The sequence below is a fragment of the Bradyrhizobium sp. CIAT3101 genome, assembly GCF_029714945.1.
Lineage (GTDB): Bacteria > Pseudomonadota > Alphaproteobacteria > Rhizobiales > Xanthobacteraceae > Bradyrhizobium.
In genome coordinates this window covers 691,974-706,593 of the sequence record NZ_CP121634.1, presented here as the reverse complement: position 1 = coordinate 706,593, position 14,620 = coordinate 691,974, and the positions used below count along the sequence as shown (strand labels likewise).

Here is a 14,620-nt window from a genome sequence, read left to right as displayed (position 1 = left end):
TTTCAGCCCCGTGTCACCGTCGTCGAGGACGGCACCAGCACCGGCTTTGCCAACGAGGGAATCAGCCGCGCCCGTTCGCGCTTGGCGGGGATCGCGCGATAGACCTGCTTGGTCGCTTCGACGATGTGGACGCCGGCAAATGGCAGCGACAGCGCAGCACCGGCACGCTCCCACATCTGCGCCGATTTCAGCACCCAGCGGCCCGCATAAGGCGGCATGAACAAGGCCTCGCCCCAGCCGGTCGGCGTGAACCAGGTCTGGCGCAACAGGTCGGTGATCTGCGAGCGCGAATAGGGACGGCCGTGGCCGAACGGCGTATTGTCACTGCGTGTCCACACGCCGCGCCTGTTCGGGATCACCGCCATGACGCGGCCGGACGGCGACAGCACCCGCCAGACCTCCCGCAACAGCGCAGCCGGATCGTCCGACATCTCGAGCGCATGGACCAGCAGGATGCGGTCCACCGCGGCGTCGGGAAGCGGCAGCGAGAACTCATCGACCAGCGCCGCCAGCGCGGGCCGCCCCGTGGGCCATTTCAACACGCCCTGGGCCGCCGGCATGAAGGCAATGCAGCGCTCCGCGTCCTCGCGGAACAGCCCGAGATAGGGCGTGGGATAGCCGATGCCGAGCACGCGCTGGCCCTCGGCATTCGGCCAGCGCTCCCGGATGCCGCGATTGATCATCTGCCGCGCCACGATGCCGAGGCGCCGGGAATAGAACTCTCTGAGGTCAACGACGTCGATGCTCATGACGGCAATGTAACATGCACAAGGCGGCGGCCGCGCGCTGAATATTGCATTGCCTGCGCAACGTTAACGCCATATTTGTCTGACGGGGCTGAGCGCGATGGAGATGTCATGGCCGCCGAAATTCGTACTTTCAACTGTTTAAACGACAATTTCGGTTATCTGATCCACGATGTGGAAACCAAGGCAACCGCCTCGATCGACGCGCCGGAAGCCGGCCCCATCATCAAGGCGCTGGAGCGCGAGGGCTGGCAGCTCACCGATATCCTGATCACCCATCATCATGGCGATCATGTCGGCGGGGTCGCCGAACTCAAGCAGAAATACAATTGCCGCGTCGTCGCGCCGCATGACAAGACGACGAAGATCGCCGATGTCGATTTGCGGGTTGCCAATGGCGATGTGGTCAAGGTCGGCACGCTGCTCGGGCGTGTGCTGGAAACGCCCGGCCATACGCTCGACCATATCTCCTACGTGTTCGACACCGAGAAGACGCTGTTCGCCGCCGACACACTGTTCTCGATCGGCTGCGGCCGCGTGTTCGAAGGCAACTATCCGATGATGTGGGATTCGCTGTTGAAGCTGCGGGCCTTGCCCGACGACTTCAAGCTCTATTGCGGCCACGAATACACGGCCTCCAACGTCAAGTTCGCGCTGACCATCGATCCCGACAATGCGGCCCTCCAGGCGCGCGCGGCGGAAGTGACGCGGCTGCGCGCGGACAACAAGCCGACCATCCCCTCACTGCTTGGTGATGAGAAGCGAGCAAATGTGTTCCTGCGCGCTGATGAACCGTCGGTCGCAGCCAGGCTACACATGAAGGGCGCGGATGCCGCCGTCGTGTTCGGCGAACTGCGCGAGCGCAAAAACAAGTCCTGAAATACAAGTTTTGAAGATCAAGTCCTGACGGGGATCGATGCCGACCGCAGCCGAGATCATCGCGCGCCTGGAGCTCCGCCCGCACCCCGAGGGCGGTCATTATCGCGAGACCTTCCGCGACCAGACCACCGACGCCAATGGCCGCTCGCGCTCGACCCTCATCTACTTCCTGCTCGCACGCGGCGAGCGCTCGCACTGGCATCGCATCGATGCGGTCGAGACTTGGCACTATTATGCCGGCAGCCCGTTGACGCTGCGCATCGCCCATGAAGGCTGCTCCCAGCACGAGGTGCGGCTCGGCACCGATCTCGTGAGCGGCGAACGGCCGCAGGCGATCGTGCCGGCGGAGGCGTGGCAAATGGCCGAGACCACCGGCGAGTGGACGCTGGTCGGCTGCACCGTGGCCCCTGCCTTCGAGTTCGCAAAATTCGAGCTCGCGCCGAAGGGTTGGGAGCCCTAGCGATCGTCTCGACACGTTTTCTTCACGCGAACCGGTATCCGCTGCGCTCGAAAACGCTCTGCTCGATCTGGAATCGGGTGGGTTCGATCCGGTCAACACCGTAGGACGGCGCTCTCAGCAAAGAGGAGCGCACGATGCACGGAACACTCGATCCCGCCACCGTCCAGATCGACCCGGCCATTTTGTATTTCGGAACGCCGGTCGTCCTGATCGGATCGACCAATGACGACGGTTCTTACAATCTCGCGCCGATGTCTTCGGCATGGTGGGTGGGATGGCGTTGCATGCTCGGGCTCGCAAGCAATTCCAAGACCACCGAGAACATGATTCGCACCGGCGAATGCGTGCTCAACCTGCCGTCTGCCGCCCTTGTCGCCGCCGTCGACCGGCTCGCGCGCACCACCGGCTCGAATCCCGTGCCGCCAGGCAAACTCTATCGCGGTTACCGGCACGAAAAGGACAAGTTCGGCCACAGCGGATTGACTGCGCAAGCGGGCGAGACGGTCAACGCTCCCCGCGCGATCGAATGCCCGGTGCAGATGGAAGCAAAGGTCGCTCACGTGCATGAGATGGCGCAGGACGATGCTGTCTGGCGCGGCAATCTCGCTGCGATCGAGGTCCGCATCACCCGCGTGCACGCGCATCCCGACATCATGATGGAGGGGACAAGCAACCGCATCGACCCCGACAAATGGCGGCCGCTGATTCTCAGCTTCCAGGAATTCTATGGCCTGACGCCGCAACGTCTGCAGCGCTCGGAGCTCGGACAGATTCCGGAGACGATGTATCGGCCGCCGGGCTGGCAGCCGGCGCTTTGACGCGCCTCAGCCTCACCGCTTGCGCAGCACCATGTCCTTTGCCGCGATCAGGCCGCCGCCAGCGATCAGGATTGCGGCAATCGCAATGTTGGCGCTGGCCTTGGCAAAGCCGGCGGCAATGAGAAAGCCGGTCGACAACAGGGGTGTCGCGTAGGAGGCGGCACCGAGCACGCGGATATCGCCACGCTTCATGCCGACGTCCCATGCGTAGAAGGCAGCGCCGACGGGGCCGATGCCGAGTGCGATCACGGCGAGCCATTGCAAATTCGTCTCGGGCCACACCGTGGTTTCGAGCAGGCCATGCATCAGCGCGGCAAGCACCGATGTGGCCAGGCAGAAGCCCGCGACCGCATCGGTCGGCACCGCCTTCAATCGTCGCGACAGCACCGAATAGGTTGCCCAGACGAAAGCGGCGATGAAGGCCGCCACCAATCCCGGCACCGCGCCCGGCGCGAAGCCGGAGGTATTACCGGCAAACAGCAGCACGGTGCCGACGAGACCGAGCACGGCGCCGATGACGTGATGCACGGCAAGCCGCTCGCCCGGCAGGAACGACGAGAACAGCACGATCAGCAACGGCCACATGTAGTTCAGAAGGCCGGCTTCGGCCGGCGGCGCGAAGCGCAGCGCGAGGAAATAGAGCGCGTGATAGCCGAACAGGCCGCCAACGCCGACGAGCCACACGACGAGCGGCTGACGCAGGCTTTTCGCGGCATCGCCGCGGCCGATCCAGGTGAGCAGGCCGACGAGACCGCCGATCGCAAACGTCATCGCGGCGAGCTGGAACGCCGGGATCTTGCCGGTCGCCACCGTCATCACCGACAACAACGACCACATCAGGATCGCGGTCAGTCCGATCAGTGTGGCGGCGCGCGGGGTCATGGATCAAAGGGCTCTGAGGACGCTTATGCCCGGCACGAGGCCGGGCACTTGCGTCTTCACTATCGCCTTGTCTCGCCCAACGCTACAGGCTTGACGTCATATCAGGCGTGATACTGACCGCCATTGATGGTGAGGGTCGAACCGGTGATGAAGCCGGCATCGTCGGCCGCCAGGAACACGACCGCGCGCGCGATCTCTTCGGGCTCGCCGAGCCGGTTGACCGGGATCTGCGGGATCACGTTCTTCTCCAGCACGTCCTTCGGCACGGCCTGCACCATCTCGGTGTTGATATAGCCAGGCGCAATGGCGTTGACGGTGATGCCGCCCTTGGCGTTCTCGATTGCAAGCGCCTTGGTGAAGCCGATGTCGCCGGCCTTTGCCGCGGAATAATTGACCTGGCCGAACTGCCCCTTCTGGCCGTTGATCGACGAGATCGAGATGATGCGGCCGAACTTGCGCGCACGCATGCCCTCGATCACCTGACGGGTCATGTTGAACAGCGAGCCGAGATTGGTGTTGATCACCGCGTTCCACTGCTCGAGCGTCATCTTGTGGAAGGCCGTGTCGCGGGTGATGCCGGCATTGTTGACGAGGACATCGACCGGGCCGAGCTCGGCCTCGACCTTCTTCACGCCTTCGGCGCAGGCATCGAAATTGCTGACGTCCCATTTGTAGACGGCGATGCCGGTCTCGGCCTTGAACTTCTCCGCCGCCGCGTCATTGCCGGCATAGCTCGCCGCAACCTTGTAGCCGGCCGCCTTCAGCGCCTTGCTGATCGCAGCTCCGATGCCCCGCGTACCACCCGTCACCAATGCAACTCGTGCCATATCGTATTCCTTCCCTTGGACTCTTCGGACGTTTCTGAGTGATGGTTTTTAGTGGTGGATTATGCGGCTGGTTTGACGGACATCAAGAACAAAACGCCCGGCATTGAGCCGGGCGTTTGTATTTAGTCGAGGCTTGCGCGGTTGCGAAGAATATTTGATTTGCAACCGCCGCCTTTTTAATCGCGTGCAACGCACTCACTGACGTGTGCAGCGCACGCGTCAGTCAAGTGTAAGCTCAGTCGCGCGCCAGACACATCGCGATACCCATGCCGCCGCCGATGCACAGCGTGGCGAGACCCTTTTTGGAATCACGCTTCTGCATTTCATGCAGCAGCGTCACCAGCACGCGCGCGCCGGACGCGCCGACCGGATGGCCGATCGCGATCGCGCCACCGTTGACGTTGACCTTGGAGGTATCCCAGCCGAGGTCCTTGTTGACGGCACAGGCCTGCGCCGCGAAGGCTTCGTTAGCCTCGATCAGATCGAGATCGCCGACGCTCCAGCCGGCCTTCTTCAGCGCGGCACGCGACGCCGGGATCGGGCCCGAACCCATGATCTTCGGATCGACGCCGGCCTGCGCCCAGGACACGATCCGCGCGAGCGGCTTCTTACCTTCCTTCGCGGCCTGCTTGGCGGTCATCAGCACCACGGCGGCAGCGCCGTCATTGATGCCCGAGGCCGAGCCAGCGGTGACCGTGCCGTCCTTCTCGAAAGCAGGCTTGAGCTTCGCCATCGCATCGATCGTGGCGCCATGACGCGGGTATTCGTCGGCGCTGACGACCACATCGCCCTTGCGGGTCTTGATGGTGACCGGAACGATCTCGTCGTTGAACTTGCCGGCCTTCTGCGCGGCCTCGGCCTTCTGCTGCGAGGCGACCGCGAACTCGTCCTGCTGGGCGCGGGTGATCTGCCACTGCCGCGCGACGTTCTCGGCGGTGTTGCCCATGTGGTAGCCGTTGAAGGCATCCCACAGGCCGTCCTTGATCATGGTGTCGACGAAGTCGAGCGCGCCCATCTTGACGCCGCCGCGCAGATGCTGGGCGTGCGGAGCCATGCTCATGGACTCCTGGCCGCCAGCCACGACGATTTCGGAATCGCCGTTGAGTAGCGCCTGGTAGCCGAGTGCAACGGTGCGCAGACCCGAGCCGCAAAGCTGGTTGATGCCCCAGGCCGGGCTCTCCACGGGAATGCCGGCCAGGATCGAGGCCTGGCGGGCGGGGTTCTGGCCCTGGGCCGCGGTCAGGATCTGGCCCATGATGACTTCCGAGACCCGGCCGGGCTCGATGCCACCGCGCTCCAGCGCGGCCTTGATGGCGACGGCGCCGAGATCGTGGGCGGGAAGGGTCGCGAACGCTCCGTTGAAGCTTCCGACCGGGGTGCGGGCGGCGCTGACGATGACGACATCGTCTGACATGGGCATCTCCTGGGGTTGAATGGGGGCAGACGGGGCTGGGAAACGGCTCGCCAGTCTCGAAGGGCATCCTGTTAACGTCGTTGCGGCATGTCAATCGGCAGGTCACCGAATTCATGCCGCAGCGCATTCAAAATAGCGTTCTTGGCGATTTCGCAAGCAGGTTTTTGCTGTGCAATTAACCGTGCCGCACAAAACGGTAGCGTGACCCCTTTGAAAATGCTTATTTTGTTGCGTTGCGTACTCTTCCCGCCCTGCGGCATTTGCGCTGCAGGTTCCCGTTCTCAGCGTCTTTGAAGTGAGAGCCCATGGCGAAATCAGACCAACCCACCACCATCAAGAAATACGCGAACCGCCGGCTCTATAACACCGGAACGAGCACCTACGTGACGCTGGAAGACCTCGCCGCCATGGTCAAGGACGGCGAAGATTTCCTGGTCTACGATGCCAAAACCGGTGACGACATCACCCGCTCCGTGCTCGCCCAGATCATCTTCGAGCAGGAGAACAAGGCCGGCCAGAATCTCTTGCCGACCACCTTCCTGCGCCAGCTGATCCGCTTCTACGGCGACAGCATGCAGATGGTGGTGCCGAAATATCTGGAGCAGTCGATCGCGACGCTGACCCAGGAGCAGGAGAAGTTCCGCAAGCAGATCGCCAACTCGCTGTCCGGAACTCCGTTTGCGCCGCTGGAGGAACAGGTCCGCCGCAACATGGAGCTGTTCCAGCAGACCTTCTCGATGTTCAAGCCGTTCGTCCCCACGCCGGGCCGCTCGGAGCCGGAGCCCGATGCGAGCGCCGAGCCGGCCAAGGACAGCAACATCGACGACCTGCGCCAGCAGATGAAGGACATGCAGGAGCGCCTCGAGCGCATGTCAAAGAAGGACGAGTAGGCCTCTCGTCCACACCGGCGCGTCCGCAGATGCGGGCGCGCGAACGCCAGATTGCTTGCGGCAGCGCCATCCGCTCGCCGCCATCCCGGCCAAGGCCGGAGCCACCATGCCTGACCGGACCACCCATTGGGACAACGTCTACGCCACCAAGGGCGAGACCGAGGTCAGCTGGTTTCAGGACAGTCCTGCGACCTCGCTCGAGCTGATTCGCGCGGCGCATCCGGATCATCACGCAGCCATCATCGATATCGGGGGTGGCGCGTCGCGGCTGGTCGATGCGCTGCTGCAAGACGGATATCGCGACATCGCGGTGCTGGACCTTTCCGCCAACGCGCTCGACGCGGCGAGGAAACGAATCGGCGCGGCCGCCTCGACGATCGACTGGATCGTCGCCGACGCCACGACATGGCAACCGGCGAAGACCTGGGATATCTGGCACGATCGCGCCGCCTTTCACTTCCTGACCGATCCGCACGACCGGGCCGCCTACGTCGAGCGCCTGCGGTCGGTGGTCGCGCCGGACGGGCACGTGATCATCGCGACGTTCGCGCCCGACGGCCCGGAAAAATGCAGCGGCCTGCCGGTGCAGCGGCACGACAGCGCGAGCCTTTCAGCCGAGCTCGGGCCAGAGTTCGAACTGATCGAGACACGGAGCGAGGTTCACCACACGCCGTGGCATTCGACGCAGGCGTTTCAGTTCAGCCGGTTTCGGAGGCGGCGCCGGCTCTAGTCAAGCCGCCAGCTTCACCGCGTGCGCGAAATCCCAATAAAGTTTTCGCGCCTTGGTGTAGAGCGGGCCCGGCTTCAATTCGCGCGCGTCGATGCGAATCACCGGCGCGACCTTGGCGAAATTGCCGGTGGAGAAGATCTCGTCGGCGGCGAGGAAGTCGGCATAGCGCAGCGTCTTCTCGACCACGGTGACGCCGTCATCGCGGAGCAGGCTGATCACGCGCTGGCGTGTGATGCCGTTGAGGAAGGTGCCGTTCGGCACCGGCGTGAAGACGACGCCGTCTTTCGCCATGAACACGTTGGAATTGCCGAACTCCGCGACATTGCCGAGCATGTCGAGCATCAGCGCGTTCTGGAAGCCGCGCGAGGCGGCTTCCGCCAGCGCCCGCGAATTGTTCGGATAGAGACAGGCGGCCTTGGCGTCGACCGGCGCGCATTCGGCGGTGGGCCTGCGGAACGGCGACAGTGTGATCGCGTTGCCGACCGGTTTCGGCATCGGTGCCTCGTAGATGCACAGGCACCAATTGGTGGTTTCAGGGTCGAACAGCACGCCGCCGCCCGACCCGTTCTGCGCCCAATACATCGGACGGACATAGAGCTCGGCATTCGGCGCAAAGCGCGCGATGCCCTCGTGTGCGAGCGTGAGCCAGGTGCCGGTATCGACCACCGGCTTCAGGCCAAAATTGATCGCGGATTGATTGGCGCGGGCCACATGGCGGTCGAGATCCGGCGCGACGCCCTCGAACGCGCGCGCGCCGTCGAACACGACCGAGCCGAGCCAGGCCGCATGCGTGCGCGGCCCCATGATCGGCACGTTGCCGTCATGCCATTTGCCCTCGAAGAAGGTCCAGCTCGGCGAATATTCGATCGGCTTCTTGATCTCGGCCATATCAGGCCTCCCTCGAAAAATATCCGGGCACTATTGTCCCAATTTCTAAACGATTTGCTCCGGGGAAGCATCAACTCTCCCCTCCCGTGAGGTTAAGACAACAACGCGACCAAACCGGCTATAGTGTCGGGCACGTCACGGAGTTTCCCATGCCGCTCGATCCGCTCGCAAAGCGCTTGTTGACCATGATGGCTGCGGCTGCGCCGCAGGTGCGGACCCGGCCGAGCGTCGAAGCGCGGCGACAATCGCTGGCGAAGCTGATGCAGTTCGCGCGCGCCGCGGCGCCGGATGTGACGGCCTCCGACGGCAAATTGCCCGGCCCTGGCGGAGAGCTGCCTTATCGGCTCTACTCGCCGGCGTCGGCCGGCGAGCGCGCGCCAGGCTTCGTGTTCTTTCATGGCGGCGGGCTCGTCGCCGGCAGCATCGCGACGCATGACCGTATCGCGGCAGCGCTGGCACATGCGACCGGCTGCCGCCTCGTTTCGGTCGACTACCGCCTCGCGCCCGAGCACAAATTTCCCGCCGCAGTCGACGATGCCGTCGCCGCCACCGAATGGGTTGCGCGCGAAGCTCCGTCGCTCGGCATCGACGCCGAGCGTCTGGTGGTCGGCGGCGATTCCGCGGGCGCCACGCTGGCTGCGGTCGTATGCCAGGAGGCGGCGCAGAGCGCCGGCCTCTCCATCGTCGCGCAGTGCCTGATCTGCCCGGTGCTGGACTTCGAGGAAACCTCGCCCTCGCGCGAGGCCTTCGCCGAAGGCCATCTGATCGACCGCATCACCATCGAGGCCGATCTGTCCGATTACCTGCCCGAGGGCCTGGATGCCGCCGATCCCCGCATCTCCCCGCTTCGCGCGACGCGTCTCTCAGGCCTGCCGACCGCCATCATCCACACCGCCGAGTTCGACCCGATGCGCGACGAGGGCAATGCCTATGCGCGCAAGCTGCTCGCCGCGGGCGTCGCGGTCGAGCACGTCTGCCATGACGGCATGGTCCACAACTTCCACGCCATGGGCGCGATCCTGCCACAATCGCAGCTCGTGCTGTCGCAGATCGGCGAGCAGGTCAGGCGCGCGGTGGAGACTTAGAGGCGCGAATCACACGCGGGCCTCGAGCACGGCCCTGGCTGCCACGACATAGTCCGGCCAATGCGCATCCGCATAGCGTTCGGCCTGCCGTGCGCAGGCGAGGTCGGGCGCATGCGCGGCGGCAATCAGGCGCGCGAAGCGTTCTTCGGCAACCGTCGCATCCGCAATGGCCGGTGCCGGTGCCGCGGCCATTGCGGTCGGAGCCACGGCGAGCCCCGCCATTCCAGCGAGCAGGATGCGGCGCGACGTGTTCATGATGATCGTCTCCATTGTCCGGCCTGCACTGTGCCGGACGAGTGTGTCGGTGCAATCACAGCAGGGTAACCGCGTAGATGCGCATCGTCCATTGCCCGCGGATAGACCTTGACCACACGAACGATCACGTTCCATCTAGCGAACAGCTCCATCACCAGAGTGCCACGCGTCGGATTGTCACGTGTCCCACCGCAGCCCAGCGTCCGCCCCGGTCTTGCGCGCTGTCGCGATGGGGCTGCTGTGTCTGACGATCCCGGGCGGCGCCGCCTACGCCGGCGACGAGGCCGAGGACACGGCGTCAAAGCCTGTCGTCCCGAACATCTACCTCGATCTTCGCACGACCTATGCCACGATCCCCGCGGGCACGCTCGGGCTCGGTTTCGGCAACACCTCGCTCTCGGCCGCGTTCGAAGCGCTGGCGGCACAACGCGGCGCGACGCTGCCCAACGGCTTGCCGGCGGCGAAATCGATTACCGTCGACCTGCCGCTGACCGTGGACGTTAGCGATCGCGTATCGCTCTATGGCGGTGTATCAGGCTCAGCGACGGATATAGGCGGCGGCTGGTCGACATTCGACGTCACCAGCTGGAACATCGGCGTGCAGGCCGACCTCTACCAGCAGAACGGCGGCAAGATCCCGACCATCACGCTGCAATCCACCATCACGCAGTCGGTGCCGAACGTGCCGGGCATGACGAATTCGTTCAACAACATCCTGGAATTCGACTACGCACTCGACGAGGACGAGACGCGCGGCTGGCTTGCCGGCGTGCAATACACCCACACCGACATTGCCAGCGTGGTGGCCCGGATCAGGCCGAATACGATCCTCTACGCCGGCGGCTATTACCAATGGCCGAGCAACTGGAAATTCATCGGGCGCCTCGGCATGCAGTCGTTCGGCGGTGCGCAACTCGCAGGCCGGACCCTGGCGGAATCCTTCACCCAGCCGATCCTGCGCCTCGACCTCGACCGCATGGATGACAATGACAACCGTCTGTTCGGCATCACGGCCCAGATCGCGTGGATGCCGAAACCATCCTATCAGGTGACGCTGCGGACGCCGCTTTACGCCGTGCGCCACTGACCGCGGGCCGCCGTGGGCCTCCATTGGAGTTCCGCGTCAACCGATCGTTAATCCTCATCCGAAAACTTCGATTGCGTTACGCCGCCGCAAGGAACGTTGCGGCACAATCAGGCGGCGTATTCAGCCTTGGAGACTGCGGATGTCCCGCTTGGTGCCGGAACGGACGTTCCTGGCTGGGAAGATCATCTTCAATTTCGGCCAGTCGTCGATCGATTGCGTCGTGCGCCGGCTGACCGAGGAGGCCGCGACGCTCGAGATGCAGAGCGGTCTAGGCGTCCCCGATCGATTCCAGCTCACGCTTGCGGGACGCGACATCCTGAGCTGCCGCGTGATCTGGCGATCGGACCGTCAGGTGGGAGTCGCTTTCGAACAGCCGGGCAGCGTCGAACGCCCCGCCGGCAGCGAACAGGAGCGCTCGCCCGACTCGCTGATGCGCGCCCAGATGCTGGCCCTGCGCGCGGCCCTGGATCATGTGCCGACCGGCATCGTGCTGCTCGACAACCACCTCAGGGCGCGCCTCATCAACCGCTCGTTTCGCCAGATGTGGCACCTGCCTGACCAGGTCGCCGACAGCTATCCATCCATTCTCACGCTGCTTCATCACGGGCGCGACATCGGAGCCTACGAGGTGCCGGATCCCGCCCTCGAAGCCCATGTGAAAGAGCGTGTCCGCGTGATCGAGGCCGGCGATCCGACACCGATCGACGTACGCCGAACCAACGGCGATGTCGTGCGTGTCCAATGCACGCCTTTGCCCGACGGCGGACGCATGCTGACCTATACGCCCGTCACCGACATCGTGCGCTTCTCCGACGAGCTGAAGCTGCTGCGCGACGCCCTGGAAAACGTTCAGGACGGCGTTCTCCTTCTCGACTCCAACCTGAATGCGAGCTTCATGAACCTGCGGATGCGGCGGTTCTGGGAGGTGAGCGAGGAAGAAGCCGCCACCCGCCCAGCCTATGCTTCGCTGGTGAGCCGCGCGCAACGCGCGAGCGCCCCGGACCTTGCGGCAAACGAGCTGGCGAAATTCCCCGGCAGGCGTCTCGCCGAGGTCAAGGCAGGCGATCACGTGCGCGACCTCCAGACGCCCGACGGGCGATTGATCAGGGCTCATTGCACCACGATGTCGAACGGCGGCCGCATGCTGACCTATGTCGACATCACCGATCTCAACGACAAGGCCAACATGCTGGAGCGGCTCGCGACCACCGATCCGCTCACCGGTCTGTACAACCGCCGGCATTTCCTGGGTTCGCTCGATGCGGAATGGAGCCGCTTCCAGCGCTACTACCGCTCGGTCTCCGTCCTGATGCTCGACATCGATCATTTCAAGTCGGTCAACGATCGCTACGGTCACGCGGTCGGCGACGAGGCGATCAAGGCTGTCGCGGCCGCATGCAACGAGGGCAAGCGCAAGTCCGATCTCGTCGGCCGCATCGGTGGCGAGGAGTTCGCGGTTCTGCTGCCCGAGACCAGCCTGTCACGCGCCAAGCTCGTTGCCGAGCGAATCCGCAAGCGCGCTATGGCGATGCGGCTGAACGCGCATCAGGTGCAGTTCGGCGTCACCGTGAGCATCGGCATTGCCGAAGCCAGCGTCAGCATGTCCGGCATCGACGCGCTGATGGGCGCAGCCGACCAGGCGCTCTACCAGGCCAAGGCCGAAGGCCGCAATCGTTGCATCGCCTGGATGCCCCCGCCGCCTGCAAGCAGGGCGGCAGAGTGATCGTCGCGAGGCGCTTCTACTCCGGCACCGGCACGTCAAAGGTGTTCAGCGTGACCGAGACCATGCAGTAGACGCCGACGAGGTAGGACAGCTCGGCCGCGCCGTGCTCGCCGAATTCCTTGACCGCAGCCCGATAGGTCAGCTCGGGCAGCACGCCGCCGCTCACCAGTGCAGAGGCCATGTCGTAGGCAACGGCTTCCTGCTTGGTGAGGTCGACGGGCCGCTGGCCGGCGACGATGGTCGCAAGCTTCTCGTCGGAGAGGCCGCGCTGCTCGGCGACCAGCACATGGGCGTAGAGCTCGTAGCCGGAGCGGAAATGCGATCCGGTGACGAGGATCGCGACCTCGCGCACCGGCGCGGGCAGCAGCGGGTTCGACGCGATCGCCTTGACCAGCTCCCACACCGGCTTGCCGAAGCGCGGCTCGCGGATCCAGGGATTCCAGGGACCAAGCAGCGCGCCATCGTCGCGCATGTTCACAAAGCCCTTGAAGTGGTCCTTGATGCCCGCTTGCATGTCGGCATAGAGCGGCTTCTGTTCGTCGCTCAACTGTTTCGGATCAAGAATGGGAATGCGCACGGCAAGATCTCCTCGTTGAGAAGGTCGAACGCTCGCGCGCGTGCGGGCGCAAGGCAAGTGAAGTTGCCGTGACGATCGTGCAATTTCGCAAATAGCAGAGAGACGCCGCTACGAAGACTTCAGAGCGTCATGGGCTCTGCGGATTGACGACGTCGTCGACCGCGAGCGCGAGTGGCTGTGCGGTCTCAAGGAACGACGACAAAGCCGCCTCGAACGGCGCCGGATCGAGACCGCGCGCGGCGAGCCAGGTGGGTTCATAATAGGTCTGCCGGTAACGCTCGCCGGAATCGCAGATCAGCGTCACCAGCGAGCCGGTCTGGCCTGCCTTGCGCATCTCCGAGGCGAGCCGGCATAGTGCCAGGAAATTGGTGCCCGTGGAACCGCCGACCGCGCGCCGCAACCGGCGCGACAGCACGTTCATCGCGGCAATCGTCACCGCATCCGGAATCTTCATCATGCGGTCGACCACGCCCGGCACGAACGACGGCTCGCAGCGGGGACGGCCGACGCCTTCGATAAGTGAAGGGCGCTCGCACACATGGGAGCGGTCCTGCGTGCGGAAGCAATCGAAGAAGGCGGAGTGCTCGACATCGGCGACACACAGCCGCGTCGGATATTGGCGATAGCGCAGATAGCGACCGATGGTGGCCGAGGTACCGCCGGTACCCGCACCCATCACGATCCAGTCCGGGATCGGCCGCGGCTCGCCCGCCAATTGCGTGAAGATCGACTCGGCAATGTTGTTGTTACCGCGCCAGTCGGTGGCGCGCTCGGCGAAGGTGAACTGGTCCATGTAGTGGCCGCCGAGCCGAATCGCGAGCGAGGCTGCTTCCGCATAGAGCGCGCGGCCGTCGTCGATCAGATGACAATTGCCGCCATAGTGCTCGATCGCGGCGATCTTCTCCGCCGAGGTCGTGCGCGGCATCACGGCATAGAAGGGCACGCCGATCATCTGCGCGAAATACGCTTCCGACACCGCGGTCGAGCCCGACGACGCCTCCACGACGGGCGTGCCTTGGCGGATATGGCCATTGCAGAGCGCGTAGAGGAACAGCGAGCGCGCCAGCCGGTGTTTGAGGCTGCCGGTCGGATGCGTGGACTCGTCCTTCAGATAGATGTCGATGCCCGCGAGCGCCGGCACGATCAGCCGGATCAGATGCGTGTCGGCCGTGCGGCACTGGTCGGCCTCGATCGCGGCCACGGCCTCGTCGACCCAGCCGCGCCGATAGGCCGGCCCGGCCGGATTAAGGTGGCGGTAGGGGAATGTCTGCATCGGATGAATCTCTCATGATGCGGATCGCGCATCAATAGCGCCGGATTGTTGTTTGACGCGTTTTCTGACGCGAACCGGTTTCCACT

The 14,620-nt window shown here is 64.4% G+C and carries 16 protein-coding genes; 8 read left to right on the top strand and 8 right to left on the bottom strand.

The window, feature by feature from the left end:
- Positions 1 to 2: 2 nt before the first annotated feature.
- Positions 3 to 749: a methyltransferase domain-containing protein gene (locus QA645_RS03160; protein WP_254127811.1), complete on the bottom strand. Its 747-nt coding sequence runs from the start codon at positions 747 to 749 to the stop codon at positions 3 to 5.
- 108 nt (positions 750 to 857) lie between these two features.
- Between QA645_RS03160 and gloB the strand changes: the two genes are divergently transcribed.
- The 3 genes from gloB to QA645_RS03145 all read left to right on the top strand — a co-directional run bounded on the left by gloB (position 858) and on the right by QA645_RS03145 (position 2,903).
- A complete protein-coding gene (gene gloB, locus QA645_RS03155; protein WP_283048141.1) occupies positions 858 to 1,625 on the top strand; it encodes a hydroxyacylglutathione hydrolase in 768 nt (255 codons plus the stop codon).
- Positions 1,626 to 1,662: 37 nt separating this feature from the next.
- Positions 1,663 to 2,085: a cupin domain-containing protein gene (locus QA645_RS03150; protein WP_283048140.1), complete on the top strand. Its 423-nt coding sequence runs from the start codon at positions 1,663 to 1,665 to the stop codon at positions 2,083 to 2,085.
- 134 nt (positions 2,086 to 2,219) lie between these two features.
- Positions 2,220 to 2,903 (top strand): flavin reductase family protein, encoded by a 684-nt coding sequence (locus QA645_RS03145; protein WP_283048139.1) that lies wholly within the window; start codon positions 2,220 to 2,222, stop codon positions 2,901 to 2,903.
- Positions 2,904 to 2,915: 12 nt separating this feature from the next.
- Here the strand turns inward: QA645_RS03145 and QA645_RS03140 are convergent, their stop codons facing one another.
- The 3 genes from QA645_RS03140 to QA645_RS03130 all read right to left on the bottom strand — a co-directional run bounded on the left by QA645_RS03140 (position 2,916) and on the right by QA645_RS03130 (position 6,026).
- The gene (locus tag QA645_RS03140; protein ID WP_283048138.1) at positions 2,916 to 3,785 is read right to left on the bottom strand and encodes an EamA family transporter; all 870 of its coding nucleotides are present in this window, start codon (positions 3,783 to 3,785) and stop codon (positions 2,916 to 2,918) included.
- A gap of 101 nt (positions 3,786 to 3,886) precedes the next feature.
- The gene (phbB, locus tag QA645_RS03135) at positions 3,887 to 4,612 is read right to left on the bottom strand and encodes an acetoacetyl-CoA reductase (protein ID WP_254127807.1); all 726 of its coding nucleotides are present in this window, start codon (positions 4,610 to 4,612) and stop codon (positions 3,887 to 3,889) included.
- 235 nt (positions 4,613 to 4,847) lie between these two features.
- The gene (locus tag QA645_RS03130; protein ID WP_254127806.1) at positions 4,848 to 6,026 is read right to left on the bottom strand and encodes an acetyl-CoA C-acetyltransferase; all 1,179 of its coding nucleotides are present in this window, start codon (positions 6,024 to 6,026) and stop codon (positions 4,848 to 4,850) included.
- Between the two features lie 305 nt (positions 6,027 to 6,331).
- On the opposite strand from QA645_RS03130, the gene phaR reads away from it, so the two are divergent.
- Both phaR and QA645_RS03120 read left to right on the top strand, forming a co-directional pair.
- On the top strand, positions 6,332 to 6,916 hold the full coding sequence (gene phaR / locus QA645_RS03125; RefSeq protein WP_254127805.1) for a polyhydroxyalkanoate synthesis repressor PhaR: 585 nt from the start codon (positions 6,332 to 6,334) through the stop codon (positions 6,914 to 6,916).
- A gap of 106 nt (positions 6,917 to 7,022) precedes the next feature.
- Entirely contained in the window at positions 7,023 to 7,646 is a 624-nt protein-coding gene (locus QA645_RS03120; protein WP_283053645.1) for a class I SAM-dependent methyltransferase, read from the top strand.
- On the opposite strand, the gene QA645_RS03115 is transcribed toward QA645_RS03120, so the two are convergent.
- Positions 7,647 to 8,534, bottom strand: a complete 888-nt coding sequence (locus tag QA645_RS03115; protein ID WP_283048135.1) for a branched-chain amino acid aminotransferase — start codon at positions 8,532 to 8,534, stop codon at positions 7,647 to 7,649.
- Positions 8,535 to 8,683: 149 nt separating this feature from the next.
- On the opposite strand from QA645_RS03115, the gene QA645_RS03110 reads away from it, so the two are divergent.
- A complete protein-coding gene (locus QA645_RS03110; protein ID WP_283048133.1) occupies positions 8,684 to 9,619 on the top strand; it encodes an alpha/beta hydrolase in 936 nt (311 codons plus the stop codon).
- Positions 9,620 to 9,628: 9 nt separating this feature from the next.
- Here the strand turns inward: QA645_RS03110 and QA645_RS03105 are convergent, their stop codons facing one another.
- Positions 9,629 to 9,874 carry a hypothetical protein gene (locus QA645_RS03105; RefSeq protein WP_254127801.1) on the bottom strand — a complete coding sequence of 82 codons (246 nt, stop codon included), beginning with the start codon at positions 9,872 to 9,874 and terminating at the stop codon, positions 9,629 to 9,631.
- A gap of 214 nt (positions 9,875 to 10,088) precedes the next feature.
- Here QA645_RS03105 and QA645_RS03100 point away from each other — a divergent pair, with 214 nt between their 5' ends.
- Both QA645_RS03100 and QA645_RS03095 read left to right on the top strand, forming a co-directional pair.
- Positions 10,089 to 10,961, top strand: a complete 873-nt coding sequence (locus QA645_RS03100) for a hypothetical protein (RefSeq protein ID WP_283053643.1) — start codon at positions 10,089 to 10,091, stop codon at positions 10,959 to 10,961.
- Between the two features lie 139 nt (positions 10,962 to 11,100).
- The gene (locus tag QA645_RS03095; protein WP_254127800.1) at positions 11,101 to 12,684 is read left to right on the top strand and encodes a sensor domain-containing diguanylate cyclase; all 1,584 of its coding nucleotides are present in this window, start codon (positions 11,101 to 11,103) and stop codon (positions 12,682 to 12,684) included.
- 16 nt (positions 12,685 to 12,700) lie between these two features.
- Here QA645_RS03095 and QA645_RS03090 read toward each other — a convergent pair whose 3' ends face one another.
- Positions 12,701 to 13,261, bottom strand: coding sequence for a carboxymuconolactone decarboxylase family protein (locus QA645_RS03090; protein ID WP_283048130.1), 561 nt, complete (start codon positions 13,259 to 13,261; stop codon positions 12,701 to 12,703).
- A gap of 127 nt (positions 13,262 to 13,388) precedes the next feature.
- The gene (locus tag QA645_RS03085; RefSeq protein WP_283048128.1) at positions 13,389 to 14,534 is read right to left on the bottom strand and encodes a PLP-dependent cysteine synthase family protein; all 1,146 of its coding nucleotides are present in this window, start codon (positions 14,532 to 14,534) and stop codon (positions 13,389 to 13,391) included.
- Positions 14,535 to 14,620: the final 86 nt, after the last annotated feature.